The organism is Microbacterium sp. ZW T2_14 (assembly GCF_044987405.1).
Lineage (GTDB): Bacteria > Actinomycetota > Actinomycetes > Actinomycetales > Microbacteriaceae > Microbacterium.
Genome location: NZ_JBJDRK010000022.1, coordinates 38,283 through 63,532 on the forward strand (window position 1 = coordinate 38,283; position 25,250 = coordinate 63,532).

Genomic DNA, 25,250 nt, shown 5'->3' on the forward strand with positions numbered 1-25,250 from the left:
CCCTGCTTCGGCGCACGGGAGCGCTGACGGATGCCGGCGGCCAGGGCCGCCGGCATCCGCTTCCTGTCCTCACACGCGCTTCGTGTCGCGGCGGAAGAAGAACACGGTGCCGGCGACGAAGATGCCGAGCCACACGATCGCGTTGATGAGCGCCAGCGGAGCGAACGGGTCGCCCGTGAGCGGCTCGCGCGCGATCTCGCTGATGCCGTACACCGGCGTGAACCGGGCGATGACCTGCATGAAGTCGGGCATCGTGCTGATCGGGTAGAAGAGGCCGCCGAGGAATGAGAGCAGCACGATCGCGAGGCTCGTGATCTGTGCGGCGTTCTCGCCGGGAACCATGTAGCCGACCATGAGCCCGAGCGTCGTGAACACGGCGCCGGCGAGCAGCCAGGCGGCCAGTCCGGTCGCGATCCACTGCACCGGTGTGAGGTCGATGCCGCTGATGGCACCGGCCAGGTACGTCGCGACGATCGCGAGCAGACCGAAGAGCATTCCGGCGATCATCTTGATCAGCACGTTCACGAGCGGGTTGAGCGGCGTGAGCCGCAGCTGGCGACTCCAGCCCTGCGCCCTCTCCACGGCGACGGCCGCGCCGGTCTGCGTGGCCGACATCATGGCGCCGTACATCGCCATCGACACCATGATGTACGCGGCGACCGACGGCCCGCCCTGCGAGAGGGGGGTGGCGGTGAGCTGCTGATCACGCATCGGCAGACCGATGATGACGAACATCACGACCGGGAAGGCGACGGTGAAGATGAGCGTGCGGCGGTTGCGCAGCTTGCGCTTCAACTCGATGACCAGGTACGTCAGGTTGAACCCGCCGAAGGGCGGTACGCGGCGCTCGAGCTGCACGCGATCGGCGGTCTGGGCGCCGGCGGCTGAGGTGGCGGTGGTCATGACTTGTCCCCTTCGGAGGTGAGGGCGAGGAAGACGCTCTCGAGGTTCTGGGCGGTGATCTCGACGTCGCGAGCCGCGGTGCGGGTGAGCAGATGGCGGGCGACGGCGTCGGAGTCCTTGGTGTGGATGGCGACGCGGTCGCCCTTGGTCTCGACGTCTTCGACGCCCGGGAGAGCGGCGATCGAGACCGGGTCGGCGCCGGGCAATGTGGCGTGCACGATTCGGCCCGAGACGAGGTTCTTGATCTCGGCCGTCGTGCCGTCGGCCACGATGCGGCCCCGGCTCATCAGCACGATGCGGTCGGCGTACTCGTCGGCCTCGTCGAGGTAGTGGGTCGCGAACAGCACGGTGCGGCCACGGGCGGCGTCGGCCCGGATGGCGCTCCAGAACGAGCGGCGTCCCTCGACGTCCATGCCGGTGGTCGGCTCGTCGAGGATCAGCAGGCCGGGGTCCGAGAGGAGCGCCATCGCGAACCGCAGGCGCTGCTGCTGGCCGCCCGAGCACAGCCCGACCCGGCGGTCGCCGATCTCGGTGATGCCGGCGCGCTGCATCACCTCGGCGACCGGGCGGGTGTCGGCGAACAGGCTCGCGGTGAGGCCGAGCGTCTCGCGGACGGTGATGTCCTTCAGCAGCCCGCCGGTCTGCAGCACCGCGCTCACCAGGCCGTGGGCGATGGCTGCGCGCGGCGACTCGCCGAACACCTGCACCGATCCGGAGTCGGGGTTCGAGAGCCCGAGCAGCATGTCGATCGTGGTCGTCTTGCCGGCGCCGTTCGGGCCGAGGAATGCGACGATCTCGCCGGGCCGCACCCGGAGTGTGACGCCGTCGACGGCGGTGACGGCGCCGAAGCCCTTGTGCAGCTCGGTCGCGTCGACGGCCCAGAGCGGGGCGGCGGTCGACGTGGCCCGCGTCGCCGTCGTGGTCTGTGTGATGTCCATGTCTCCATGGTCGCGAGGCCGGGCACCGACCCCCTCACACGCGCGTCACGACGTGCCCGTGACATCCGTCATGGGTGCCGGGTTCGGGGCGCCCGCCGCCCGTCCGTCCCGCCCAGGCCGACGGCATCCTTTTTCCGGGTTTGGGGCGCATGGCTCACGTTTGGGGCGCACGGCGTACGCCCCAAACGGACGCGGTGCGCCCCAAACCCGGAGTGGCCCAGGGCGCGGCCGGAGCCGGGCGCGTCAGGCGCTGTCGCGGATGTCGCGTGCGAAGCCCTCGGCGTGCGCGCGCAGCGCCTCCATCCGGCGCCGTCGGGCGGCAGCGACGTCGAAACCGAGATACGCGGGGGGCATGGGCCGGCGCGCGTTGGCCGAGCACTCGAAGTTCTCGCACAGCAGAGTGCCGACGGTGTCGCCGTTGCGGCCGGCCTTGCCGGCACGCTTCGCGCCGAACAGCACGACGTCGTTCGGTAGGGTGACGTCCTCGCACCACGAGCACTGCGCACGGGTGCGAGTGCGCTGCTCGGTCTGGCGCAGCAGAATGCCGACGGGCTCGTCGTCGACCGGCACCACGATGAAGCCGGCGAGCGGCTGCTTCGGGTCGCGCCAGCCGAAGTAGTCCAGATCCTGCCAGTTCACGCCGGCGAGGTCGGGGACGACGAGGGCATTGCGTTCGCGCAGGGAGGCGTTGACGAAGGACGCGCGGATGTCCTTCTGGGTGTAGGCGTGCATGATTCGATTCCTTGTTCACAGAGGGTTCGTCGCGATGCGACGGAGAGCGGATGCCGCGGACCGATGGTCCACGGAGAGTCGGCGGCGTCGCTCCTGGTCGAAGACCGGGCGACGCGTGCGGCTACCTCCGCTCGGCGCGAACAGCGCCGAGTACCCCCTCACGCCCGTGGGGCGTCGTGATCGTCGAATGCACGCCCGACAGCATACGCTCGTGCGCCTGGGCAGACGTCGGTATCACGTGCTCTCGCCGAGACCACACGCTGTGCGTGCGCGCGACGTGTGCACTCGACGAGAGCACATGATCCGCGCGGCGCCGGCGGGCCCAGACCCGCTCAGCGCAGGAGCGCGCCGCCCACCTGCACGACGATCCAGAACAGGACCAGCACGCCACCGACGACGATCGGCACCCACGGCACCCCGCGCTGCAGGCGGCGTCCCTGGGCGGCGACGCCGGGCGGTGGGCGGAGCGCATCCCGCGGCGGTGTGAAGGGGACGCTCGCTGCTGCCCCGCCGCCCGCCGGCGCGGCGGCCAGACCGGCGCCCGCGGCGAGTGCGGCAGCGCCCGGGGCCGCGGCATCCGGAATCATCCTGTCGGCGGCGAGCCGCTCGTCACGCCACCGCGCCCACTGCGCGAACTTGTCGAGGAGCGCCCCGACCACCGAGAACAGCCAGGCCCACGTCTGCGGGTCGAGGGTCGAGAAATCGCGCTTGGCATAGAGGAACAGCCAGTCGTCGACGATCTCGACGTCGAGGGCGGCGGCGTTGTCGATGAAGCGCGCCATGATGTCGGGCGTGAAGAGGTAGAGCGCGTCGCGCTCGTAGTCGGCCGGGCAGTAGAGCGAGAAGTACCGGTCGAAGTCGCCCTCGAGGCTGAGCCGCTGGTCCTTGTCGAAGGCGAGCGGCAGGTTCGACCCGAAGAGGCCGTTGTTGCTGGTCGCATCCAGCACGATGTGCGGCAGCGGGGTGTCGAGCTTCACCGCGACATAGCCCCAGTGGTGGGTCTGCTGGTTCTTGCCCGAACCGGTCGTGTACCGGTAGTTCGCGAACTCGACGAAGCGCGGGCGGTCGCCCCGCACGATGTCGGTCGAGTGCCGCGAGTTGCCGAGCGAGAAGATCATGCCCGGCAGCCCGGGGTTGTCGAAGCGTGGCACGTACTGCATCGCGTTGGCGCGCGCGAACCCGTCGAGGCGGTACATGCGGTCGCTGCCCGTGCGGGCGCCCCGGACGGACAGCGCGATGCCCACGGCCGCGATGATGCCGATCACGAGGATCGGGGCGAACGCGAAGAGGAGTGCCATCCCGCCTCCGCCCTCGGCGCCGATCGCGCTCACCGCCGTGGAGATCATCGTCACCGCGATCGAGCCGAACACGACCAGCACGACGACCGCGACGCCCACGAAGATCAGCACGCCGCTGAAGGGCGAGCTCTTCAGGCGACCGGTGCGGCGCAGCTCCTGCACGAAGGCCCGGGCTGCCCCCGGCGGGACGTTCTCCACGAGGGGACGCGCGTCGAACGGCAGGGACGAGGCGCCGGATGCGACAGAGGGAACGCTCACTCGACCACGCTACCCGGCACGTCCCGGGGTGTCGGGATCGTCTGGGTGCGGCATCCGTCCCCTGCTCGCCGCCGTCCGACGTCCCTAGCTGGCCCGGCGTAGAGTCCTGACAGAACTCGCGTCGGATCGTTGATAACCGATTATCGATTAGTGTAGGGTCGTCTCGTCCCGATGATGTGCCACGAGAGGATCGACGATGATCAGCAGACGTACCCTCACAGCTATCGGCGCCGGAGCGGCCGCCGTGACGCTCCTTGCCGGCTGCTCCTCCACTCCGAGCGGGGGTGAGGGTTCCGACGAGAACGTCGAGTTGCGCGTGCTGGTGAACGTGACGCCCAACCTCACCGAGGACTGGTGGAACGAGCTCGTCGCGCCCTTCGAAGAGGCGAACCCCGACATCGACGTCGTGATCGACAATCCCGGCGCCGAAGGCGTGAGCGCCGCGGTGCCGCGCCTGCTCGCCGCCGGCCAGGCGCCCGACATCGTGCAGTCGCTCGCGCCCACCCCCGACCTCGCCGAAGAGCTCGTCGACCTGTCGGAGTACGACTGGGCCTCCGGCGGGCCGCTCGCCGACCAGTACTCGATCGACGGCAAGTACTACATGGCGGGCGTCGGCGTGCAGCTGCAGAGCCTGTGGTTCTACAACAAGGACGCCTTCGAAGCGGCGGGGATCACCGAGCCGCCGACCACCGTCGACGAGCTCAGCGACGATCTCGCCCGGCTCAAGGACGCCGGCTGGACCGGCATCCAGACGGGTGGCGACTGGATGTCGAGCCACGCGCTGCAGACCCTCGCGCTGCCGTCCGTGGTCGGCGAGAACCCCGACTGGTACGCCGACATGAACTCCGGCAAGACCACGTTCTCGAAGAGCTACGGCGACTACACCGACCTCTACGCCGACTGGATCGCGAAGGGCTACACCAACGCCGACGCGCTGGGCGTCAAGTACCCCGACGCCGAGCAGAACTTCCTCGCCGGAAACACCGCTCTCTACCCGATGGGCAGCTGGTTCGTCGGCACCGAGGCGAAGGCCGAGAACCCGGCGCCGACCGGCGTCTTCCGAGGGCCGGCCGTCGACGGGGTGGACGATCCCGCCATGGGCGCGAACATCGCGAGTCCGTACGTGATCATGAAGGAGTCGAAGCATCAGGATGCCGCGGCCGAGCTGTTGGAGTTCCTCACCACCGACAAGGACGCGGTGCTGAGCCAGCTCGAGGTCGACGGCAACTACCGCGACGGCTATGAGTACGACATGACCGATCTCGGCACAGAGCTGCTGGCGATCGTGGCCGACACTCCGGCATCGGCCTACACGCCGACCGGCGGCGGCTATGGCGAGCGGAAGCTGCCCGACGGCTACTCCGGCGAGCTCAACACCCAGACGCAGGCCCTGCTCGGCGGCACTCCGGCCGACGACGTCAACGGGGCCATGGACGCCTGGTTCACCGCCAGCATCGACTGACAGAGGGCTTCCGCGCCGGCACTGCGCCGGCGCGGAGGCCATCGTCCCCCGTATCGACGACGACACGACACCCCGATGGCGACCACCACCTGACGGGCGGGAAAGCAGACTGAGATGGCCGACACCGTGGCCCGGCTGGCCGGCACCGCGAGAGCGCGAACGGAGGCGCCCGCCCGCCGCCGGCGCGCGTCATGGCAGGACCGCGCGGCCGGCGTGATCATGAGCGGGCCGGCGCTCATCGTCTTCATCGCGATGTTCATCGTGCCGATGCTGCTGGCGATCGTGCTGAGCTTCACCGACTGGAACGGCTACAGCCTCCACTTCGACTTCATCGGGTTCGAGAACTACGCCGATGCGTTCAAGAACCCGCGCACCATCGATGCGGCGGTGTTCACGGCGATCATCGCCGTGGTGGGCACGGTGCTGTGCAACGGGATCGGCCTGGCCGTGGCATCCCTCATCGCCGGCAACAGCCGCGGCAACACGGTGCTGCGCACGGTCTTCTTCTACCCGTACATCATCAGCGCGCTGATCATCGGATTCCTGTGGTCGGCGATGCTCGCACCGCAGGGCGCCGTCAATTCGCTGCTCGCCCAGTTCGGGGTGGCGCCGCTGCCGTTCCTCACCGACATGACCTTCGCGAAGGCCAGCGTGATCCTCACGATCGTGTGGTCGCACTTCGGCTTCAACATGATCCTGTACCTCGCCGGCATCAAGTCGGTGCCCACCGAGTACTACGAGGCGGCGACGGTCGACGGGGCATCGCGGTGGCAGCAGTTCCGCAACGTGACGCTGCCGCTCATCGCGCCCGTGCTCACGGTGAACCTCGTGCTGACGCTGGTGGGCCTGCTCAAGGCGTACGACATCGTGCTCGCCCTCACCGACGGCGGGCCGGCGGCGTCCACGCAGACGATCGTCTACCAGATCCTCAAGGACTCGTTCGCGCAGGCGCGACTCGGGTTCGGCGCGGCCCAGTCGGTCGTGCTCCTCATCGTGACCGCGGCGATCGGGCTCGCGGTGACCTTCGCGCGCCGCGGCGCCGATCGGAAGGCGAGCGAATCATGACGATCTCGACCGAGACGACCGGCCCGAACATCGCCGCCGAGGTGTTCCTGACAGACCCCGACGAACTGCCCCGGCGCAGGTTCGGCCGCGGTCCCCGCCGCCGCAGCGGGCCCGCCGCCGCCCGCACGCCGCTCGCTGCCACGATCGTGAAATGGGTGCTGCTGGGGGCCCTCGCACTGGTGATGCTGGTGCCGCTGTACATCCTGGTGATCAGCGCGTTCAAGCCGCAGGCCGACATCATCCTGCATCCGCTCGCGATCTCCCCCGACATGTTCACGTTCGAGTACCTCTGGAACGCGATCACGAGCGAGAAGTTCAACGTGGTCGGGGCCTACGGCATCACGCTCCTGTTCGTCGTGCTGGTGAACGTCTTCTGCATCGCGCTGTCGGCGCCGGTCGCCTACGTCATCGCGCGTGGACGGACGAAGTGGCACGTGGTGCTGCTGGTGGTGTTCGTGTCGGGGCTGTTCATCCCCGGTCAGGTCACGCTGATCCCGGTCGTGTTCGTGCTGCGCGTGCTGGGCCTCATCAACACGATCCCGGGATTCCTCCTCTTCGAGGCGGCCGCGACGCTGCCGGTGACGATCTTCCTGTTCGCCGCGTACCTGCGCACCGTTCCCCGCGACATCGACGAAGCGGCGGCCCTCGACGGGGCGGGACGGATCCGCGCGTTCTGGTCGTGCATCTTCCCGATCATGCGGCCGGTGGTCGCGACCATCGTCGTGCTCAACTCCATCGGCGTCTGGAACGACTTCGTGAGCCCGCAGATCATCCTCGGTCCTGGCTCGGGCATCTACACGGTGACCACCGGCGTCTATGCGGCGGTCGGCGAGTTCTCCACCGACTACACCGTGCTGTTCCCGACGCTGCTGCTCGCGATCGCGCCCGCCGTCGCGTTCTTCATCATCATGCAGCGGCACATCATCGGCGGCCTCGTCGCCGGGGCGACGAAGGGCTGAGCATGCCGGAATCCATCCCCGCCCGACCGCTGTCGTCGATCCCGGCATGGGCCGTGCTGCAACGCCGCCTGTTCGACGAGATCGAAGACGCTTGGCGTCTCTTCTCCGAGTCCTTCACGCGGCCCGACGGCGGCCTGCGGTTCGACGCGGTCTTCGAGGACCGCGACGGCGTCGACGACCTGTACGAGCCGTTCTTCAACTGGCCGGCGTTCTACCTGCTCGGCGGCAGCGACGACGTGCTCGCGGCGGCCAAGCACCATTGGGCGGGCGTGACGGCGCAACTCGCCGAGGCCGGCATGGTCACCGGTGAGTACGAGAACGGCTACGACTGGTTCCACCAGGGCGAGTCGCTCATCTTCTTCTACGCCCTGTGCGCCGCCGACCCGGCCGACCCGGTGGTCGCGGAGCGTGCGCGCCGGTTCGCCGAGCTGTACACCGACGATGCGCACGGCAACTACGACAGCATCCGCAACATCATCACCGCGCCCCACAACGGTGCGCTCGGCCCCCGCCCCGGATTGAGCGATCAGCCCGAGCCGTACTCGTCCGAGCGTCGGGAGATGCGGCCGTACGGCCTGCCGCTGCAATTCGTCCGGGATGTCGACGAGTGGGACGACCTGGCCGATCCGGCGCTCGCCGCGGCCATGGGCGAGGCGATGCACCGCGCGGCGGCGGGCGACGTGGCGGTGAACCTCGCCGCGACGAGCCTCGTCGCGAACCGCTGGCTGTACGACGGCGACGAGGCATCGGCCGCCTGGTTGCGCAGGTACGTCGACGGCTGGCGCGCCCGCGCCGCCGCGAACGGCGGACTGCTTCCCGACAACGTCGCGCCCGACGGCACCGTCGGCGGCCTGCACGATGGCCGCTGGTTCGGCGGTCACTACGGCTGGACCTGGCCGCACGGGCTCCCGTCGATCGGCATGGCCGCGGTCATCGCCGGCATCAACGAGTCCTTCCTCACCGGTGATGACGAGGCCCTCGATCCGGCCCGTGCCCTGCTCGACACGGTCCTCGACAACGCCATCGTCGCCCCGATCGCCGAGACGCCTTTCAGTCTGCGAGGCGGCTGGCTTGGGCGATGGGGAGCGGATGCCGCCACACCCGCCTTGCTGGTGCCCCACCGCTTCGGGCGGCACGGCTGGTTCGACTACGGCCCGATGCCGCTCGAGCTGCCGCTGTGGGTGTGGTGGTGGTCGCGCCGCGCCGACGACCTGGCGCGGGTGCGTCGCGCCGTCGCGGGTCTGCCGGCGATGGCCGAGCCGGTCAAGCCGTTCCGCGACAAGGCCGAGGCCGGGCATGAGGCGCCGTGGCTCGCATTCCTCGACGGCGACCTGCCCGACTACCCCGCGCGGGCGCTCGAGATGGCGCTGGGGCAGGTCGCGCGTCGCGTCGCGCTCATGCAGGGCGCGGCGACGGACCCGGATGCCGCGCACCTGCATTTCTGGCAGCGCGTGAACCCCGTCGTGACCGAGGTGCTGAGCCAGCTGGTCTCGGGCACGCCGCAGGTGCTCTACAACGGCGGCCTGCCTTTCGCCGCGGTCGTGTACGAGGATCCGGACGCCGGGCGCCCGGGGCTGCCGCCCGATGTCGCGGCCCTCGTGTCGCGCCTCGACGGCGACGACATCGACGTCGCTCTGGTCAACACGTCGACCACCCGCGCTCGACGCGTGGCGGTGCGGGCCTCGCGGTTCGGCGAGCGCCGCATCGGCTCGGTCACGGTGCAGACCGAGACCGGCGGCGCGTACCCCGGCCGCAGCACCGCGTACGCGTCCAGCCCGGGCGCGCCGGCGACGGTGACGCGCCGTCCGGCGACCGACGACGACGTGGTCCTGATCGTGCTGCCGCCTGCGCACCGCGCCGACCTGATCCTGCACACGGTGCACTCCGGCGTCGCGCCGCGGCACCGGCGCGCGGCATCCACTCTTCCCTTGTCTGTACCCGCCGAAGGAGTGCCCCATGTCTGATCCCGCTGCACCGTTCCCGCGACCGGCGTTCGAGTTGCCGGTGCGCGGCGGCGCCTACCGCCGCCCCGATCCGGAGACTCTGCGCGACCTCGAGCGGGTCTCGTCAGCGACCGCATGCGCCAAACTGCATGGAATGGGAATCACCCGGTCGTTCGTCGAGGGGCCCCGCCCGCTGGCGGAGGGGCAGCGGGTGGTGGGATCGGCGATCACGCTGCAGTTCATGCCCCAGCGCGAGGATCTCGCGTCGGGCCACGGTCAAGAATACGTCGAGCGGCATACAGCGCTGTGGCACGTGCTGGAAGAGGTGAAGCCCGGCGACGTCCTGGTGATCCAGGCGTTCGGCAGCAGGTACTCGGGCTGCATCGGCGACATCCTCGCGCGCTACTTCGTGAAGAAGGGCGGCGTGGGCATCGTGGTCGACGGGCGCATCCGCGATTCCGACCGCATCCGGGAACTGGGCCTGCCGGTCTGGTCGACGGGCACGACGCCGCACTACGCGTCGCAGACCGAGCTTTTCCCGTGGGCGTACGATGTGCCGGTCGCGGTCGGGGGTGCCCTGTGCATGCCCGGTGACGTCGTGATCGCCGACGGCGACGGCCCGGTCATCGTGCCCCAGGCGATGGCAGGGTCGGTGCTCGAGTCGGCGGCCGACCACGAGGACTGGGAGGCCTTCAGCCGCCGGCGCCTCGATGAGGGCGCGCGCCTCAGCGACTACTACCCGCTGACACCCGACTCGCGTGAGGAGTACGAGCTGTGGCGTTCCGCGCAGGCCTTCGCCCGCTGACGCCGACGCCCGGCGCCTCCGAGACCTTCGGGCTGGGCTGTGCGCCGATCGGCAACCTGTTCCACGCGGTCGCCGATGCCGACGCCGACGCGACAGTCGCTGCGGCGCTGGCCGCCGGCACCCGCTTCTTCGACACCGCCCCCCACTACGGCGCGGGCGCGAGCGAGGCCCGGCTGGGTCGTGCACTCGACGGCTTCCCGCGTGACTCGGTCGTCATCGCCACGAAGGTGGGCCGGAAGATCGTGGATGCCGGGGGCGAAGCTGTGCCGCCGGGCGGCGTCGGCGCCGATACGGTGGCCGACCTGTCCCGCGACGGCGTGCTGCGCAGTCTTGAGGGCAGCTTGAAGCGCCTGCGCACCGACCGCGTCGACCTGCTGTACCTGCATGACCCGATGGATGTCGACGAGGCGCTCGCGCACGTGATGCCGGAGCTGCTGTCGCTGCGCCAGCAGGGCGTCGTGCGGGCGATCGGCGTCGGAATGGTGTGGCCCGACCCGCTGACCCGGTTCGTTCGGGAGGCCGACATCGACGTCGTGATGATCGCCGGGCGCACCACCTTGCTGGACCACCGCGCCGAGCCCGAGCTGCTGCCCGCGGCTGTTGAGCGCGGGGTGGGGGTGGTGGCGGCCGGGGTGTTCAACTCGGGCATCCTCGCCGACCCGGTCGGCACGCCCTACTTCGACTACCGCGAAGCGTCGCCGTCGCTGCGCGCTCGTGCGCGGGAGCTGTCGGCGCTGTGCGATGCCCACGGGATCGACCTGCGGCATGCGGCCTCGCGCTACCCACTGCGCCTCCCCGGCGTCGAGGCGGTCGTCGTGGGTGCTCGCACGCCGGCCGAGGTGTACGACTTCGCAGCTGCCGAGCACGCGTCGATCCCCGACGAGTTATGGGCCCAGCTCGATCGCGCATGAGCATCGTCGACGCGCACATCCACCTCTGGGACCCGTCGCGGTCCTCGCTGTCGTGGTTCCGCGACGACATGGGCCTGCCGCGTGTGGCGTCGCCTGCGGCGTTCCGGGATGCCGCGGCCGGCGCCGCGCGTCCCGTCACGGCCGCCGTCGCTGTACAGGCCGGCGACACGCTGGCCGAGATGCAGTGGCTGCTCGAGGTCGCGGCCGCGGATCCTGTGGTGCGGGCGGTGGTGCTGCAGTACGCACCGGGGTTCGACGGCTGGGCCGGGCTCGCGTCCGACGTGCTGAACGACCGGGTGCGCGGCATCCGGGTCGCGACCCCGGGTGGCGCGGCCGACCTGTCGGACGTTCCCGGACTGGACGTGTTGTGCGAGGGCGCGGGCGCCTCGGGGCGCGTCGTCGAGTTGCTCGTGCGGCCTGCCCAGCTCGAGGCCGTGGCGCAGTTGGCTGGCCGGCATCCGCATACGACGTTCGTGCTCTGCCATCTCGGGCTGGGCGCCGGCGCACCGACGAGGGAGTGGGAGGAGTCGCTGCGGCGGTATGCCGCCGAGGCGAACACGGCGGCCAAGTTCTCGGGCCTCACGACGGCGCCGGACGACCACGAGCGTCTGGCCGCGCTCGCCGCGACGGCATCCGACGCGTTCGGCGAGCACCGGCTGATGTTCGGCAGCGACTGGCCGATGTCCGCCCGCGTCGATTCGTACGAGCGTCTGGTCGATCGCGTCGAGCGCGCATGGCAGGGGCGATCCGACGACCTCTGGGCAGCGGCATCCGTGCAGGTCTACCGACTGTGATCGGAACTGCCGCGCTATTGCAACGTTGTAGTACACCGGTGTAGCTTCACTCGTACTACACCGGTGTACTACTTCGCCCGCTCGGCCGCAGACGGCTGATCGCCGGGGAGCGCGTGCGCCGAGCAGCAGGGGCGCGGTTGCCGCTGCATCCTTCGAAGAAAGGCTGTTCAATGAAGAATGAAACCGGGGTTCGGTGGCCGCGTGGCCTACGAGCTCGGGCAGCGACGGGACTCGTTCTCGCTGCGTCGCTCGTCGCCCTGACGGCGGCCCCCGCCTCAGCCGCTCCTGATCCGTGGGAGTCGCAGTCGGGGATCTACCACCGCTTCACCGTTCCCAAGTCGAGCGTGCCGTCGAATGCCTGCGGCAACTCGACGGGTGCCGGCGCTGAGATCGAGGGCAATTTCGGGCCGTCGAACACGTGGTCGCGCATGGGGCTCGACGCGAGCGGCTCGAACTGTTCCGCCAACATCGGCCCGCTCGAGCCCGGCCTGTACTACTACCAGTACGTCGCCACCATGGCCGACCGATCGCGGGTCGCCTTCCGCAACGCCGACACGCCTGTCGAGGTCACATCGCACCCCGACTGGAACACCCTCTTCATCCCCGGCGACGAGGTCGCGTGGATGGACGACGTCGCGGCGGGCGGCGGCTCTGTCGACGAACTCACGTACCCGTCGCCGGTGACCCAGTCGGAGCAGTCGGTGGCTGTGTGGACCCCGCCGGGCTACACCACCAAGGCAGCCAAGGCGCTTCCCGTGCTCTACCTGCTCTCCGACCAGGGCCAGTCCTTCCGGGAGTGGCTCGAGCTCGGCCGCGCCCGCCAGATCCTCGACAACCTCGCGGTGAGCGGCGACCTCTCGTCGATGGTCGTCGTGATGGCCGACGCCGGTGACGCCGACCCGGAGGCGGAGCTCCTCGACGGGATCGTTCCCGCCGTCACGTCCGCGTACAACGTTTCGAGCAAGGTGAAGCAGACCGCGATCGCCGGCATCGGGCGCGGCGCATCGCAGGCTCTCGAAGTGGCGGCCGACGAGCCCGGTGTGTTCGGCTCCGTCGGCTCGTTCTCCGGCTACCTGTCGGACAGCACGGCGGTCACGGTCGACCTGGCTCGCAAGATCAATGCCAAGACCGATCTGCTGCGCTTCTACGTCGGCAACACGCTCGACCCGAACTACAACGGCACCTACGAGGCCATGACCGCCCTTCAGCAGGCGGGCGTGCGGCTCGAGTTCGACGGCGTGCACCCCGAGACCGGTGGCGTCTGGGACACCTGGCGTGAGAACCTGCGCGACTTCGCCTCGCGTGCCTTCCAGCCGAGCGTCAAGGACCACGGCCTCAGCGAGGGTCACCGACCGCTCACCGAGCCCTACACCGCACCCGCTGCGGGGAGCATCACGACCCCGAGCATCGACGAGAACGGCATGGTCACCTTCGAGACCGGCACCCAGTGGGCCGACGCGAAGGACGTCGTGCTGTGGGGCGACTGGGCTCCGAACGGGCAGTGGTTCCGCATCCCGCTCACCAAGGAGGGCGACCGCTGGCGGGCGACGATCGGACCGATCGACGGCTACTACTACTGGCGCTACGAGGTGAACGGCGTCGGGTTCCACGATCCTCAGGACACGACGAATGTCGTGAACGTCGAGAGCCAGCTGTTCGTCCCGGGTGGCGTGCGCACGCCACTGCTGGCGGATGCCGCAGCCGACGAGACCGGAGAGCTCGCGACGCTCAGCTACAGCGGTGCCTTCGGCGCCTCGAAGCTCAAGGTCTGGACGCCGGTCGACTACGACCCGGACCGCGCCGAGCCCTATCCCGTCCTGTACCTGTATCACGGCTTCGGGCAGAACTACGCGGCCTGGACCGAGATCGGCCGGGCGAGCCAGATCCTCGACAACCTCTACGCGCAGGGCAGGATCAAGCCCATGGTCGTGGTGATGCCGGGGTACTCGGGTGCGCCCTTCGACATCTGGAACGAGCTGTCGGGCAACGTGATGCCGCTGGTGAAGTCGCAGTACAACGTGTCGGATGACCCGGCGAAGCGCGCGATGGCGGGTCTGTCGTGGGGCGGGTTCCTCACCCACGGCACGCTGGTGAACCACCCGGGTCAGTTCGGCTACTTCGGGATGTTCTCGCCGCCGTTCACCGCCGCGACGCTCGATCCCTCGACGCCCGGAGGCCAGACGGCCATCGCGACGACGAAGTCGGTCACGCTGTTCGCCGGCGACGTCGACACGGGCGCGGTCAACGCGATCAACGGCATCGAGTCGTCGATGAGCGCCAACGGGATCCCGGTCGTGAAGACGGTGGTCCCCGGACCGCACGGCTTCGACGTGTGGTGGCAGGGTCTCATCGACTTCCTGCCGCGGCTCTTCTAGCCGATTCGACAGGTGCGGGGGCCGACCATCGTCGGCCCCCGCACTCGGCTGTCCGCGCTCCGGCCTGCCTCGGTCGGTCAAGCGGAGGCGAGGCGGCGCTGTAATACGCTGACCACTGACCCGACGGGAGGCGGTAGAGCCGTGGCACGCAAGGCGAGCGGGTCCGCGACGATCCGCGATGTCGCGGAGCTCGCCGGCGTGTCGATCAAGACGGTCTCGAACGTGCTGAACGGCTACCCGTACATCCGGCCGGAGACCGACGAGCGCGTGCGGAACGCGATCCGCGAGCTGCACTACCACGTCAACGTCTCGGCGCGGAACCTCAGCCGCGGGCGCACCGGCGTCATCGCCCTCGCGCTTCCCGCCCTGCGGGGCGTCTATTTCGCGGAGCTCGCCGACACCATCATGCGCGAGGCCGCCACGGTCGGCCTGACCGTCTTCATCCAGCAGACGAACGACGAGCGGGATCGCGAACTGAGAGTCGTGAACGGCAGCTATCGCTCGATGGTCGACGGTGTCATCTACTCGCCGTTGGCGTTGGGACAGCAGGATGCCGCGCTCTTCGACGTCGACTTCCCGATGGTGCTGCTCGGCGAGCGTGTCTTCGACGTCGGCGTGGACCACGTGACGATGCACAACGTCGACGGGGCGAGGGCTGCTGCCGAGCACATGATCGCGCGCGGAGCGCGCACCATCGTGCCCCTCGGCGCGAAGGAGGACCAGTCGACGAGCAGCGGCACGCTGCGCATGCAGGGCTTCCTGCAAGCGCTCGAGGAGCACGGGCTCGAGGTCGATCCCCGCGCGATCATCGGGGTGCCCGACTACTTCCACGCAACAGGTGCCGCGACCATGGCCGAGATCCTCGACCGAGGCGTGAAGCCCGACGCCGTCGTCGCCTTCACCGACACCCTCGCACTCGGCGCGCTCTCGACGCTGACCGACCGCGGCTTGCGGGTGCCCGACGACGTGCAGCTCATCGGCTTCGACAACATCGAAGAGACCAGCTATTCCAGCCCTCCCTTGACGACGATCGACCTCGGCCGCGAGGCCGTCGCCGCCGCCGCTGTCGCGCTCCTCGAGGAGCGCATCCGCCTACGTCTCGACGGCGTCCCGAAGGAGGAACAGCCCCCTCCGCGCAAGGTCGTCGTCGACTTCCGTCTGGTCGAACGGCAGTCGACGCGGAGCTGACGTCCGGGCCTTGCCGCGCATTCGGTGACCCGGCGTGCCTCTCGACAGCGCAGTGTTCGCAATCGTCGCGCCAGCCTGGTCACCGGCCCCGATCATGAGCGATCGGATGCCGCGGGCGGGACAGGCGCGGAGCGACGGAGAGCACTCCGCGACGCGCCAGCGGGTGGGGGGACAGCAGACGAACCGCAGGTGACCGAGCCCGGCTACGCGTCGGCGTCGTCGGTCTCGTCGGTCTCGGGCATCAAGGTGCCCGCGGCGTGCGCGTAGAACAGTCGCGCGGCACTGTCGGGATCGCCCGCGTCGAGCGCCACCAGCAGGCTGCGGTGCCACTCCGCGACAGTGTGCCAGTCGCCCGGGAACGACGGGTCGCCGAGCACGTGGAGTGCGCGCAAGCTGGGCTCGATGATGTCCCACATGCGCGGGAGGTAGACGTTGCCGCTCGCCTCGATGACGCCGCGGTGGAAGGCGAAGTCGAGCTCGCGGAAGGTGCCGAGGTCCTTGACCTCGGCTGCGGCGTGCATGTCGGCGATGAGCTGCTCGAGGCGTCCGTGGGCGTCGGCATCGAGGGCGCCGCAGGTCAGCCGGCCCGCGATCGATTCGAGCTCGGCGCGGGCGACCTTGGCCTGCGCGACCTCCTCGTCGGAGTAGCTCGAGACGAAGTTGCCCTGATGGCGCACGTGGGTCACCAGGCCCTCGTGGGCGAGCTGCTTGAGCGCGTCGCGCACCGGTGCCTGGCTCACCTGCAGCCGGCGTGCGAGCTGTGATTCGACCAGCTGCTCGCCGGGCACGAGCGAGCCCTCCTTGATCATCGTCTTGACGAGCTCGTAGATCTGGTCCGAGAGCAGACCGCGCTTGAGCTCGGTGACCGAGCTGAGCGCATCGGTCATGGCGACACCCCCGCGGTCTCCGCGCCGACCGGCATCAGCGACGCGTGGGCTCGGAGCCAGGCATCGGCGATGATCGCGGACCCCTGCGGGGTCGGGTGTACGCCGTCGGGCGCGATCGCCGACGCGCCGTTCTGTGCCGCCGCCGACGTGACGGCGTCGTGCAACTCGACCAGCGTCGCGCCGAAGCGCTCCGCGAGCCGCCGCACCGCGTCGCGCTTGCCGTTCAGGTCGTCGAGCCAGGCCACCTGGTCGTCCCGCACCGGCACGAAGAAGGGCTCGATGAGGACGAGGCGCTCGACGCCGGCATCGCGCGCGACCTGCAGCAGCCCCTCGACGGTGGCCTCGAAATCCGCCGCGGATGTGGGGTCGTCGCTGTCGAAGCGACGCCACATGTCATTGACACCGACGTAGACGGTGAGCACGTCGGGCTCCGTGGCGAGCACATCGTGCCAGCGTGCGGCGAGGTCCACCGCGCGGTCGCCTCCGATCCCCTGGTTGACGACGGTCATGCCGGCGTCGCTGTCGGCGACGGCCTGGGCGATCAGCGCGACGTAGCCGTCACCCAGCGACGTCGCGTCTTCGCGGTCGCGTCCGGCGTCCGTGATCGAATCGCCGGCGAAGACGAGAGTGGTCGTGCGAGGCATCCGTTCGGTCCCATCGTTGGAGCGTGTTCCGCCAGCCTAATCGATAATCGCTTGCAAGCGGCCCCGCGGCCTGCGGACCTCGGCGGAACACCGCGGCTGCCGTGAACATATCGTCTCGCGAGCGCCCTGGCGAGGGCCGACGTGCACGGCAATGACCCCGAGGGGGCGGCCCGTCACCGGTTGATATCGTCCGCGTCCCACGTCAGCATCGTGTCCTCGCGGATCGGCAGCGCCTCCAGCTCGGGGTGCGTGCACACGGCGCGCACGAACTCGCTCGTGCCCGCGACGATCGTCGAGTCCCAGTCCACTTCGGTCGCGATGGCGAACGCGTGGTCGGCGGGCCAGATCCAGCTCGGCGACGCCGTCCACTCCGGCGCGCGCTCGGCCCACGGCACGCGGGCCGCCCATTCCGGTGTCGTCAGCTCATCGAGCCGGGCGCGGAAGAGCACGTGCCCGCGGTTCGGAAGCGTCAGGCGCTCGCCGCGCGAGATCTCGTCCGAGAGCAGACCCGGCTGCCAGGTGGGCTTGCGGAAGACGTTGTTGAAGGGGTCGCCGATGCTCTGGCCGAGCATCCTCTGATGGTGCTCCGCGAGGGCGGCCTGCTCCGCCGCCTCGCGCATGGCCGCTCCGGATCCGGCTTCGGCGGCGACGCCGCCGTCCTCGAAGGAGGAGCGGTACCAGAGGGCGGTCGACGCCGACGAGGTGCCCATGGATCCGACGAGCCCGCCCCAGCCTTCCCACACCGCGACGAAGGCGTCGTCGGGAGTGGCGGTGTGCTCGGCCGCGACCGTCGCCAGGGCGGCGACCGAGACCGGGTCGAGACATCCTTCCCGTGGTTCCGAATAGCGCCAGCCGTCGGCGTCGACCGGATCGGACTCGCGCGCCTCACGGTCGCCGCGCACCAGCCGATGCCACTGGGCGCCGGCGTGCATGATCGTCCCGAACGCCGTCGCCGTGTCGGCCCAGCGGGCGCGTTCCGCGTCGACGGCGAGTTCGCCACTGGCGGCCGCCTGCCACTCGGCGAGACTCCACCCGGAGGGCTCGGCCGGCCAGGATCGCCCGACCGGCCGCTCACGCGTCACGAGGTGGAAGACCCGCGCGTACGCCGCGAAGCCGCGCGGCACCACGTCGTGCATCGTGCCGCGCCACGGCACGTCGATGCCGGCGTGCAGCCAGTCGCCCGCGGCAGTGTCGCCGGTCCACTCCATGCGCACACGCTACCGGGCAGAATCGGTGCCATGACCGAGGCCCGTACGAACCCCGACGATCTCGAAGCCCTGCGCGCGGCATCCGACGTCCTGGCCATCGATGCCCTCCTCAGCGCCGACGAGCTGGCCGTCCGCGACCACGTGCGCGCCTTCGTCGACGACGAGATCAGGCCCCACATCGCCGACTGGTTCGACCGCGGCCACTTCCCCGCCGAACTCGCACCCGCGCTCGGTCGCCTGGGCGTGCTCGGCATGACTCTCGACGGCTACGGATGCCCCGGCCGTAGCGCCGTCGAATACGGCCTGGCAGCGCTCGAGCTCGAGGCCGGCGACTCCGGCATCCGCACGTTCGTCTCGGTGCAGGGATCGCTCGCGATGGGCTCGATCCACCGCTGGGGCAGCGAGGAGCAGAAGCAGGAGTGGCTGCCGCGCCTCGCGGCGGGCGAGGCGATCGGCAGCTTCGCGCTCACCGAGCCGACGGCCGGATCCGATCCGTCGAGCATGAAGACGTACGCACGCCGCGACGGGTCGGACTGGGTCATCGAGGGTGCGAAGCGCTGGATCGGCCTCGCCTCGCTCGCGCAGGTCGTCGTCGTCTGGGCGCAGACAGACGAGGGCGTCCGCGGATTCCTGGTGCCCACCGACACATCGGGGCTCGACATCACCGTGCTCGAGCCGAAGGGGTCGATGCGCGCGTCGGTGCAGACCGAACTGCGGTTCGACGGCGTGCGGCAGCCGGCATCCGCTCTGCTTCCCGGTGCCCGCGGGCTGCGCGGGCCGTTCTCGGCGCTCAACGAGGCGCGGTACGGGATCGTGTGGGGCGCGCTCGGCGCGGCCCGCGACAGCTACGAGGCGGCGCTGCGCCACGCCCTGCGGCGCGAGCAGTTCGGGCGTCCGATCGCCGGGTTCCAGCTGACGCAGCGCAAGCTCGTCGACATGGCGGTCGAGCTGCAGAAGGGCGCGCTGCTCGCGCTGCACATCGGACGCGCGAAGGATGCCGGCACCCTGACGCCCGTGATGATCTCGCTGGGCAAGCTCAACAACGTGCGCGAGGCCATCGCGATCGCCCGTGAGGCCCGGTCCATCCTCGGCGGCGACGGGGTGCTGCTCGAGAACTCCCCGATCCGGCACGCCGCGAACCTCGAGTCGGTGCGCACCTACGAGGGCACCGACGAGGTGCACACCCTCATCCTCGGCCAGCACCTCACCGGCCTCGACGCCTTCCGCTGATCCGGCGGCCGCGTCCGGGCTCTGCTTCGCCGAACCAGGGGATTTCGCGCGAGACATGGGGCGACACCCCCGGTCTCGCCGCGAATCCCCCGTCTCGACGGCAACGAGGCCGGGTCCGGCGGCGGCCTCGTGCTGCTCAGCGGTCCAGCTCGGCGTGGACGGCCTCCCGCAGCCACGCCCTGTACCGCTCGGGACTCCAACCCGACTGCGTCACGAGCTGCTGATATCCCTCCGGCGAGAGCAGGAATGACAGGGCGGCAGCGACGGCCTGCGGATCGCCGATGACATCGACGTACCCGCGACCGACGAGCTCGTCGACCAGCCGGCGATAGTCGGCGGCGCGGCGGCTGAGCATCCCCTGCAGCGCGGACTCCACCACGGGATCGGATGCCGCAGCCCCGAGAAGCACCGTCCACAGGGCGTGGCCACGGGCGTTGGCGACAGCGATCTGATCGAGCACGGCATCGAGGAACGACGCGTCGGGCGAGGACATCACACCCGATCCGACCTCGGTGTCGGTGAGCGACTCGGCATCCACCGTGCCCGAGAACACCACCTCGAATGCGGCGAGGAGCAGCTCGGCCTTGGGGGCAGCGGTCTTCACCGTCTCGGTCGAGACCCCCGCCTCGCGAGCGATGGCTGCGAGAGTCGTCGCCTGGTAGCCCCGGGTCGCGAAGAGCCGGGCGGAGGCCTCGACGATCCGTCTCCGGGTCTGCTGCGCCTGCCGGGAACGCAATTCGGATCGATACGACCGCGAGCGGCCGTCGGAGCCGGATGTATCAGCAGTCATTGACTTGCCTCTCAGGGTGGTGAATACTCCCACAGTACATCCGAATCCAGCGAAAGTCGCGCACATGTCCCGCTACCTCATCACCTGCACGCCCGCCCATGGCCACGTCATGCCCCTCCTGCAGATCACGCGGCATCTCGTCGCGCGCGGAGACCGCGTCGACTTCCTCACCAGCCCTCGCTACGCGGATGCGGTGCACGCTGCGGGGGCGCGGTTCGTGCCCCTGCCCGCGGAAGCCGACATCGACCTCGACGATGCGGATGGCGCGTTCCCCGAGCGCCGCGGATTGACGGGACCGGCCGCCATCCGCTTCGACATCACCCACCTCTTCATCCGTCCGGCCGCCGCGCAGCTGGCCGTCGTCCGCAGAGAGCTGGCGGCCGGACGCATCGACGCCGTGCTGACGGAGCCGCTGTTCCTCGGCGCGGCGCTGCTGTCCCGGCTGCCGCGCGAAGACCGGCCTCCCGTCGTCGCCCTGGGCATCTTCCCGCTGGGCTCCAAGAGCCGCGACACCGCGCCGTTCGGCTTGGGCGTCACGCCGCGTCCGGGTGCGCTCGGCCGCCTCCGGAACGCGATGCTGACCGTGATCGCGGAGCAAGGCATCTTCGGCGCCGTGCAGCGCGAGGCCGACGAGCTGTGCCGGCGTGAGGTCGGCGCGCCGCTGGGCGGCTTCGTGCTCGACTGGACCGCTCACGCCGATGCGCTCGTGCAGTTCACCGTGCCCGGATTCGAATACCCGCGATCCGACCTCCGCGCCAACGTGCGCTTCGCCGGGGTGCTTCCGGCGCCGCCCACCACGGTCGCGCTCCCCGACTGGTGGAGCGATCTCGACGGGTCGCGACCGGTCGTGCACGTGACGCAGGGAACGGTCGCGAACGCCGACTTCGGCCAGCTGGTGCTGCCGACGATCGAAGGGCTCGCGGCATCCGACGCTCTCGTCGTCGTCTCGACCGGGGGCCGACCGCGCACCGCACTGCCCGCGGACCTGCCCGCCAACGTGCGTGTCGCGGAGTACCTGCCGTACGACCGGCTGCTGCCCCTCACCGACGTCGTCGTCACCAACGGCGGGTACGGCGGCGTGCAGCAGGCGCTGGGCCAGGGCGTCCCCCTCGTGGTCGCCGGGCAGACCGAAGACAAGGTGGAGGTGTGCGCGCGCGTCGGGTGGTCGGGTGCGGGGATCAATCTCAAGACGAACCAGCCGACCGCGGCTCAGGTGGCTCGAGCCGTCGAACGCGTGCGTGCGGAGAGCTCCTTCCGAACGCGGGCACACGAGCTGTCGGCCGAGTTCGCCAGGGTCGACGGCCTCGAGGGGCTCGACTCGGCGCTCGCGGAGGTGGTGTCCGGTCGGCTCGACGCGGCGCAGTGAGCTCACCCGGCCAAGCGGCCGGCGGGCGACTCGCAGCCCGATTCGGCGGCGGTGGCGGCATCCGGTACCATAGGAGGGTTGTCCGTATGAGCGCGCACCTGCGTGCCGTGCGGATGACGTGCACACACACCCTCCTGCTGTCGGGAAATGCCCGGCAGCCGTTCTAGTCCGAAGGAGGTGGGTTAGTGACGCACCAGTACGAACTCATGGTCATCCTGAACCCCGAGATCGACGAGCGCCAGGTCGGCGCCAACCTCGACAAGTTCCTGAAGGTCATCACGACCGACGGCGGCACCATCGAGAACATCGACATCTGGGGCAAGCGCCGTCTCGCGTACGAGATCCAGAAGAAGAACGAGGGCATCTACGCCGTCGTCAACTTCACGGCGACCGCCGCGACCACGCAGGAGCTCGACCGTCAGCTCAACCTCAATGAGCAGATCATGCGCACCAAGGTGCTGCGTGCCGAAGAGGCCATCGCGATGATCGCCTCCGAGAAGCAGCGTGCCGACGAGCGCGCCGCTCGCAAGTCCGCCAAGGCTGCGAAGGCATAAGGCTGATGGCCGGCGAGACGATCATCACCGTCGTGGGAAACCTCACGGCTGATCCCGAACTGCGGTACACGCAGAACGGCCTCCCCGTCGCGAACTTCACGATCGCGTCGACGCCGCGCAACTTCGACCGCCAGGCGAACGAGTGGAAGGACGGCGAAGCGCTGTTCCTCCGCGCGAGCGTGTGGCGCGAGTTCGCCGAGCACGTGGCCGGCTCGCTGACGAAGGGCATGCGGGTCATCGCGACCGGCCGCCTCAAGCAGCGCAGCTACCAGGACCGCGAGGGCAACAACCGCACCGCGATCGAGCTCGAGGTCGACGAGATCGGCCCGTCGCTGCGTTACGCGACCGCACAGGTCACCCGCGCTGCGGGCGGCTCGAGCGGCGGCGGCAGCTTCGGCGGCGGTGGCGGTGGAGGTCAGGCTCGCCCGGCTCAGGTCGCCGATGAGCCGTGGTCGACGCCCGGCTCGACCGGCGGCGCTGCAGGCGGCGACGCCTGGGCGGCTCCCGGCGCCTACGGCGACGACACCCCCTTCTAAGGGTCGATCTCAGAAGCAGATTCCGGATGCCTCGGCACGAGGCATCCGATCAAGGAAACGTAAGGAACCACCATGGCTGGAAAGGCAACCGGCGATCGCCGGAAGCCGCGGAAGGGCGCGAAGAACGCGGCCCCCGCGAAGGCGATCCGTGTCGGTCTCATCGACTACAAGGACGTCGCGACTCTTCGCAAGTTCATCTCGGAGCGTGGCAAGATCCGCGCCCGTCGTATCACCGGTGTCTCGGTGCAGGAGCAGCGTCTGATCGCCAAGGCGATCAAGAACGCGCGCGAAATGGCGCTCCTGCCTTACGCCGGCGCTGGCCGCTAAGGAGCACCCAATGGCAAAGCTGATTCTCACGAATGAGGTCGCCGGGCTCGGAAGCGCCGGAGACGTTGTCGAGGTCAAGAACGGGTTCGCCCGCAACTACCTCATCCCCCAGGGCTTCGCTGTGGCCTGGACCCGCGGTGGCGAGAAGCAGGTGGCGTCGATCCGCGCCGCCCGCGAGTCCCGCGCGATCCACGACCACGAAGAGGCCGTGGCGCTCAAGAACGCCCTCGAGACCAACAAGGTCAAGCTGCCGGTCAAGGCCGGCGCCGAGGGTCGCCTGTTCGGCGCGGTCAAGACGGTCGACGTCGCGAACGCGGTGAAGGCCGCCGGCCTCGGCGACCTGGACAAGCGCAAGATCCACATCACCTCCCCGATCAAGTCGGTGGGCGAGCACGAGGCGACGATCCGCCTGCGTGACGACCTCACCGCCGTGATCACCCTTCAGGTGGTCGCCGCCAAGTAATACGGCGCTCACCGGTTGGTGAGCCTGTCGAACCAGGATGCCGCGGGCCGGTGCTCTTCATGAGCACCGCGCCCGCGGCATCCGTCGTTTCCGTGTCAGAAGACCCAGTTCGCGCCGGCGGCGACCGGCCACGACCAGGCAGCGGACGCCGCAGGCAGTGCCGCGGGTGTGCGCACGTCGATGAGCCCGGCCTGCGCGAGCGAGCTCAGTGAGACCGCGCCGAGATGCGCGGCGCCGAGCTCGCGGATGTCGAGCGCCAGGTCGGCGTCGTCGTCGGTGCGCAACACCTCCGCGTGTCCCCACGCCGTCGCGCGGACGCGCCAGCGCCCGGCGTTGGCAGGCAGCATCGCGTCCGTCACCTCGAGCACGACGTCGACGTCGCCCGCGTACCGGCGCTGCGCGAGGGCGGCGGGCAGGTCGACGATGCGCAGCCACGAGTTGTCCTGGTAGTCGGGTGCGGCGCCCCGGAGGTCGACGAGCAGCGTGACGATCGGGTCGTCGACGGGCAGGTTCGGGACCTGAACACGGGTCGTCAGGTCGAGGTCGAGCAGCACCGACCACATGCGGTGTGCGGCGGCGGCCGTCAGCGCGACGGCCTCGCGCACGTGGACGGTGCCTTCGGCGCCCGCGCGCTCCCACGACATCGTGCGGCGGAAGGTCGCGTAGGCGAGCACGGTGTCGGTCTCGTCGCGGACGAGCAGCAGCCGCAGCGACTCCTTGCCGCCGCGGAGTGCGGCGGGGTCGGCGTCGCGCGCCCTGCGCTGCTCCGGCGTCTCGCGCGTCGCCCAGCCCGGGCGGCCCAGGCCGTCGGGGAGCCGCGCGTAGTCGCGGTGCAGTGCGGCGACCAGGTCGCCGTGGGCCGCGGCATCCCACTCCTCCAGCGCGACCTCGAGACCCGCCGTGCCGGGCACCGGTCGGAGCGCGGCACCGCGCGGGATCGTCAGGCTCACCTGCGTGGAAGCCATGCCGTAGCCGAAGCGGCCGTAGATGGGCGTCTCGGCCGCCATCAAGCCCGAGATCGCCTCACCGTGCGCGAGGCAGTCGGCGAAGTGGTGCTCGATCATGCCGCGCAGGATGCCCCGGCGGCGGTGACCCGGATGGACGCCGACCCACGTCAGCCAGCCGCACGACACCTCCGCACCGGGAACGGGATAGGCCCGCAGCGGGTAGGCGCCGTGGAACCCGGCGAGCAGCTCGTCCTCGCCGACCGGCGCCACGCCGTAGGTGCGGTCCCAGCTGAGGGGGCTCGGCAGGTCGCGCAGCGCCTCGACCGAGCGTTCGGTCGGAAACGCCCAGACGTCGAGACGCACGACGTCCTCGAGGCGGTCGTGGCCGACGGGAGTGAGGCGGTAGGACTCGGGAACGGGCATCCCCCTACTCTGGCGAGCCACCGATGCCGGCGCAATCCGGCGGGCGGCGGCCGGGTGGCCCCGCGGAGACAGCAGGAAGCGGATGCCGCGAGCCCCCCGGGTCGCGGCATCCGCCTGCCCCCTCCGCCCGTCGCACCGGATCCAGGCATGGCCGGACGCGGCGGGCGGAGATGGGTCGTGCACCCCCGATCGCGAGGCCGTTCCAGGCAAGAGCCGGCTATCGCGATCGGGGGCGGTTGTGGGG

The 25,250-nt window shown here is 70.2% G+C and carries 24 protein-coding genes; 15 read left to right on the forward strand and 9 right to left on the reverse strand.

All coding sequences use genetic code 11. From position 1 onward, the window contains the following. Positions 1 to 69: 69 nt before the first annotated feature. From ACI3KY_RS09350 to ACI3KY_RS09365, 4 genes are all read right to left on the reverse strand, one after another. Positions 70 to 903 (reverse strand): ABC transporter permease, encoded by an 834-nt coding sequence (locus ACI3KY_RS09350; protein ID WP_404929901.1) that lies wholly within the window; start codon positions 901 to 903, stop codon positions 70 to 72. Next, on the reverse strand, positions 900 to 1,841 hold the full coding sequence (locus ACI3KY_RS09355; protein WP_404929902.1) for an ABC transporter ATP-binding protein: 942 nt from the start codon (positions 1,839 to 1,841) through the stop codon (positions 900 to 902). The genes ACI3KY_RS09350 and ACI3KY_RS09355 overlap by 4 nt, the downstream gene beginning before the upstream one ends. 243 nt (positions 1,842 to 2,084) lie before the next feature. Continuing rightward, complete coding sequence (locus ACI3KY_RS09360; protein WP_404929903.1) at positions 2,085 to 2,573, reverse strand: FBP domain-containing protein; 489 nt, start codon at positions 2,571 to 2,573, stop codon at positions 2,085 to 2,087. A gap of 332 nt (positions 2,574 to 2,905) precedes the next feature. Continuing rightward, positions 2,906 to 4,129: a hypothetical protein gene (locus tag ACI3KY_RS09365; protein WP_404929904.1), complete on the reverse strand. Its 1,224-nt coding sequence runs from the start codon at positions 4,127 to 4,129 to the stop codon at positions 2,906 to 2,908. 196 nt (positions 4,130 to 4,325) lie between these two features. Here ACI3KY_RS09365 and ACI3KY_RS09370 point away from each other — a divergent pair, with 196 nt between their 5' ends. The 9 genes from ACI3KY_RS09370 (at position 4,326) to ACI3KY_RS09410 (ending at position 15,631) form a co-directional block, all read left to right on the forward strand. Beyond that, positions 4,326 to 5,591 carry an ABC transporter substrate-binding protein gene (locus ACI3KY_RS09370; RefSeq protein ID WP_404929905.1) on the forward strand — a complete coding sequence of 422 codons (1,266 nt, stop codon included), beginning with the start codon at positions 4,326 to 4,328 and terminating at the stop codon, positions 5,589 to 5,591. Positions 5,592 to 5,705: 114 nt separating this feature from the next. After that, complete coding sequence (locus ACI3KY_RS09375; RefSeq protein ID WP_404929906.1) at positions 5,706 to 6,656, forward strand: carbohydrate ABC transporter permease; 951 nt, start codon at positions 5,706 to 5,708, stop codon at positions 6,654 to 6,656. After that, the gene (locus tag ACI3KY_RS09380) at positions 6,653 to 7,615 is read left to right on the forward strand and encodes a carbohydrate ABC transporter permease (RefSeq protein WP_404929907.1); all 963 of its coding nucleotides are present in this window, start codon (positions 6,653 to 6,655) and stop codon (positions 7,613 to 7,615) included. The genes ACI3KY_RS09375 and ACI3KY_RS09380 overlap by 4 nt, the downstream gene beginning before the upstream one ends. Before the next feature lie 2 nt (positions 7,616 to 7,617). Next, positions 7,618 to 9,579 carry a hypothetical protein gene (locus ACI3KY_RS09385; RefSeq protein WP_404929908.1) on the forward strand — a complete coding sequence of 654 codons (1,962 nt, stop codon included), beginning with the start codon at positions 7,618 to 7,620 and terminating at the stop codon, positions 9,577 to 9,579. Next, the gene (locus ACI3KY_RS09390; RefSeq protein ID WP_404929909.1) at positions 9,572 to 10,363 is read left to right on the forward strand and encodes a ribonuclease activity regulator RraA; all 792 of its coding nucleotides are present in this window, start codon (positions 9,572 to 9,574) and stop codon (positions 10,361 to 10,363) included. The genes ACI3KY_RS09385 and ACI3KY_RS09390 overlap by 8 nt, the downstream gene beginning before the upstream one ends. Continuing rightward, complete coding sequence (locus ACI3KY_RS09395; RefSeq protein ID WP_404929910.1) at positions 10,333 to 11,274, forward strand: aldo/keto reductase; 942 nt, start codon at positions 10,333 to 10,335, stop codon at positions 11,272 to 11,274. The genes ACI3KY_RS09390 and ACI3KY_RS09395 overlap by 31 nt, the downstream gene beginning before the upstream one ends. After that, positions 11,271 to 12,068 carry an amidohydrolase family protein gene (locus ACI3KY_RS09400; RefSeq protein WP_404929911.1) on the forward strand — a complete coding sequence of 266 codons (798 nt, stop codon included), beginning with the start codon at positions 11,271 to 11,273 and terminating at the stop codon, positions 12,066 to 12,068. Before ACI3KY_RS09395 ends, ACI3KY_RS09400 begins: the two co-directional genes overlap by 4 nt. Positions 12,069 to 12,238: 170 nt before the next feature. Further along, positions 12,239 to 14,443, forward strand: a complete 2,205-nt coding sequence (locus ACI3KY_RS09405; RefSeq protein ID WP_404929912.1) for an alpha/beta hydrolase-fold protein — start codon at positions 12,239 to 12,241, stop codon at positions 14,441 to 14,443. Positions 14,444 to 14,584: 141 nt separating this feature from the next. Continuing rightward, the gene (locus tag ACI3KY_RS09410; RefSeq protein ID WP_404929913.1) at positions 14,585 to 15,631 is read left to right on the forward strand and encodes a LacI family DNA-binding transcriptional regulator; all 1,047 of its coding nucleotides are present in this window, start codon (positions 14,585 to 14,587) and stop codon (positions 15,629 to 15,631) included. 203 nt (positions 15,632 to 15,834) lie between these two features. On the opposite strand, the gene ACI3KY_RS09415 is transcribed toward ACI3KY_RS09410, so the two are convergent. The 3 genes from ACI3KY_RS09415 to ACI3KY_RS09425 form a co-directional block, all read right to left on the reverse strand. Next, positions 15,835 to 16,518, reverse strand: a complete 684-nt coding sequence (locus tag ACI3KY_RS09415; protein ID WP_404929914.1) for a GntR family transcriptional regulator — start codon at positions 16,516 to 16,518, stop codon at positions 15,835 to 15,837. Next, entirely contained in the window at positions 16,515 to 17,162 is a 648-nt protein-coding gene (locus ACI3KY_RS09420) for an SGNH/GDSL hydrolase family protein (RefSeq protein WP_404929915.1), read from the reverse strand. The genes ACI3KY_RS09415 and ACI3KY_RS09420 overlap by 4 nt, the downstream gene beginning before the upstream one ends. Positions 17,163 to 17,335: 173 nt before the next feature. After that, positions 17,336 to 18,370: a hypothetical protein gene (locus ACI3KY_RS09425; protein WP_404929916.1), complete on the reverse strand. Its 1,035-nt coding sequence runs from the start codon at positions 18,368 to 18,370 to the stop codon at positions 17,336 to 17,338. Positions 18,371 to 18,400: 30 nt separating this feature from the next. Here ACI3KY_RS09425 and ACI3KY_RS09430 point away from each other — a divergent pair, with 30 nt between their 5' ends. After that, positions 18,401 to 19,600 carry an acyl-CoA dehydrogenase family protein gene (locus ACI3KY_RS09430; protein WP_404929917.1) on the forward strand — a complete coding sequence of 400 codons (1,200 nt, stop codon included), beginning with the start codon at positions 18,401 to 18,403 and terminating at the stop codon, positions 19,598 to 19,600. Between the two features lie 136 nt (positions 19,601 to 19,736). Here ACI3KY_RS09430 and ACI3KY_RS09435 read toward each other — a convergent pair whose 3' ends face one another. After that, on the reverse strand, positions 19,737 to 20,390 hold the full coding sequence (locus tag ACI3KY_RS09435) for a TetR/AcrR family transcriptional regulator (RefSeq protein ID WP_404929918.1): 654 nt from the start codon (positions 20,388 to 20,390) through the stop codon (positions 19,737 to 19,739). 64 nt (positions 20,391 to 20,454) lie between these two features. Here ACI3KY_RS09435 and ACI3KY_RS09440 point away from each other — a divergent pair, with 64 nt between their 5' ends. From ACI3KY_RS09440 to rplI, 5 genes are all read left to right on the forward strand, one after another. Then, positions 20,455 to 21,756 carry a glycosyltransferase gene (locus ACI3KY_RS09440; RefSeq protein WP_404929919.1) on the forward strand — a complete coding sequence of 434 codons (1,302 nt, stop codon included), beginning with the start codon at positions 20,455 to 20,457 and terminating at the stop codon, positions 21,754 to 21,756. Positions 21,757 to 21,941: 185 nt separating this feature from the next. After that, on the forward strand, positions 21,942 to 22,310 hold the full coding sequence (gene rpsF, locus ACI3KY_RS09445) for a 30S ribosomal protein S6 (RefSeq protein WP_163616223.1): 369 nt from the start codon (positions 21,942 to 21,944) through the stop codon (positions 22,308 to 22,310). Positions 22,311 to 22,315: 5 nt separating this feature from the next. Beyond that, positions 22,316 to 22,846, forward strand: coding sequence for a single-stranded DNA-binding protein (locus ACI3KY_RS09450; RefSeq protein WP_194412233.1), 531 nt, complete (start codon positions 22,316 to 22,318; stop codon positions 22,844 to 22,846). A gap of 72 nt (positions 22,847 to 22,918) precedes the next feature. After that, the gene (gene rpsR, locus ACI3KY_RS09455; RefSeq protein WP_045301896.1) at positions 22,919 to 23,173 is read left to right on the forward strand and encodes a 30S ribosomal protein S18; all 255 of its coding nucleotides are present in this window, start codon (positions 22,919 to 22,921) and stop codon (positions 23,171 to 23,173) included. Positions 23,174 to 23,183: 10 nt separating this feature from the next. Further along, a complete protein-coding gene (gene rplI, locus ACI3KY_RS09460) occupies positions 23,184 to 23,636 on the forward strand; it encodes a 50S ribosomal protein L9 (RefSeq protein ID WP_404929920.1) in 453 nt (150 codons plus the stop codon). A gap of 95 nt (positions 23,637 to 23,731) precedes the next feature. Here the strand turns inward: rplI and eis are convergent, their stop codons facing one another. Beyond that, the gene (eis, locus tag ACI3KY_RS09465; RefSeq protein ID WP_404929921.1) at positions 23,732 to 25,006 is read right to left on the reverse strand and encodes an enhanced intracellular survival protein Eis; all 1,275 of its coding nucleotides are present in this window, start codon (positions 25,004 to 25,006) and stop codon (positions 23,732 to 23,734) included. Between the last annotated feature and the right edge of the window lie 244 nt (positions 25,007 to 25,250).

What these genes read in the sequence shown, in the direction of transcription:
- ACI3KY_RS09370 (WP_404929905.1), top strand. Translation starts at nt 4,326, where the DNA reads ATGATCAGCAGACGTACCCTCACAGCTATCGGCGCCGGAGCGGCCGCC.
- ACI3KY_RS09415 (WP_404929914.1), bottom strand. Translation starts at nt 16,518, where the DNA reads ATGACCGATGCGCTCAGCTCGGTCACCGAGCTCAAGCGCGGTCTGCTC.
- ACI3KY_RS09440 (WP_404929919.1), top strand. Translation starts at nt 20,455, where the DNA reads ATGTCCCGCTACCTCATCACCTGCACGCCCGCCCATGGCCACGTCATG.
- ACI3KY_RS09380 (WP_404929907.1), top strand. Translation starts at nt 6,653, where the DNA reads ATGACGATCTCGACCGAGACGACCGGCCCGAACATCGCCGCCGAGGTG.
- ACI3KY_RS09450 (WP_194412233.1), top strand. Translation starts at nt 22,316, where the DNA reads ATGGCCGGCGAGACGATCATCACCGTCGTGGGAAACCTCACGGCTGAT.
- ACI3KY_RS09385 (WP_404929908.1), top strand. Translation starts at nt 7,618, where the DNA reads ATGCCGGAATCCATCCCCGCCCGACCGCTGTCGTCGATCCCGGCATGG.
- ACI3KY_RS09430 (WP_404929917.1), top strand. Translation starts at nt 18,401, where the DNA reads ATGACCGAGGCCCGTACGAACCCCGACGATCTCGAAGCCCTGCGCGCG.
- ACI3KY_RS09375 (WP_404929906.1), top strand. Translation starts at nt 5,706, where the DNA reads ATGGCCGACACCGTGGCCCGGCTGGCCGGCACCGCGAGAGCGCGAACG.
- ACI3KY_RS09405 (WP_404929912.1), top strand. Translation starts at nt 12,239, where the DNA reads ATGAAGAATGAAACCGGGGTTCGGTGGCCGCGTGGCCTACGAGCTCGG.
- ACI3KY_RS09355 (WP_404929902.1), bottom strand. Translation starts at nt 1,841, where the DNA reads ATGGACATCACACAGACCACGACGGCGACGCGGGCCACGTCGACCGCC.
- rplI (WP_404929920.1), top strand. Translation starts at nt 23,184, where the DNA reads ATGGCAAAGCTGATTCTCACGAATGAGGTCGCCGGGCTCGGAAGCGCC.
- rpsR (WP_045301896.1), top strand. Translation starts at nt 22,919, where the DNA reads ATGGCTGGAAAGGCAACCGGCGATCGCCGGAAGCCGCGGAAGGGCGCG.
- ACI3KY_RS09425 (WP_404929916.1), bottom strand. Translation starts at nt 18,370, where the DNA reads ATGGAGTGGACCGGCGACACTGCCGCGGGCGACTGGCTGCACGCCGGC.
- ACI3KY_RS09350 (WP_404929901.1), bottom strand. Translation starts at nt 903, where the DNA reads ATGACCACCGCCACCTCAGCCGCCGGCGCCCAGACCGCCGATCGCGTG.
- ACI3KY_RS09360 (WP_404929903.1), bottom strand. Translation starts at nt 2,573, where the DNA reads ATGCACGCCTACACCCAGAAGGACATCCGCGCGTCCTTCGTCAACGCC.
- ACI3KY_RS09390 (WP_404929909.1), top strand. Translation starts at nt 9,572, where the DNA reads ATGTCTGATCCCGCTGCACCGTTCCCGCGACCGGCGTTCGAGTTGCCG.
- ACI3KY_RS09435 (WP_404929918.1), bottom strand. Translation starts at nt 20,390, where the DNA reads ATGACTGCTGATACATCCGGCTCCGACGGCCGCTCGCGGTCGTATCGA.
- ACI3KY_RS09400 (WP_404929911.1), top strand. Translation starts at nt 11,271, where the DNA reads ATGAGCATCGTCGACGCGCACATCCACCTCTGGGACCCGTCGCGGTCC.
- eis (WP_404929921.1), bottom strand. Translation starts at nt 25,006, where the DNA reads ATGCCCGTTCCCGAGTCCTACCGCCTCACTCCCGTCGGCCACGACCGC.
- ACI3KY_RS09420 (WP_404929915.1), bottom strand. Translation starts at nt 17,162, where the DNA reads ATGCCTCGCACGACCACTCTCGTCTTCGCCGGCGATTCGATCACGGAC.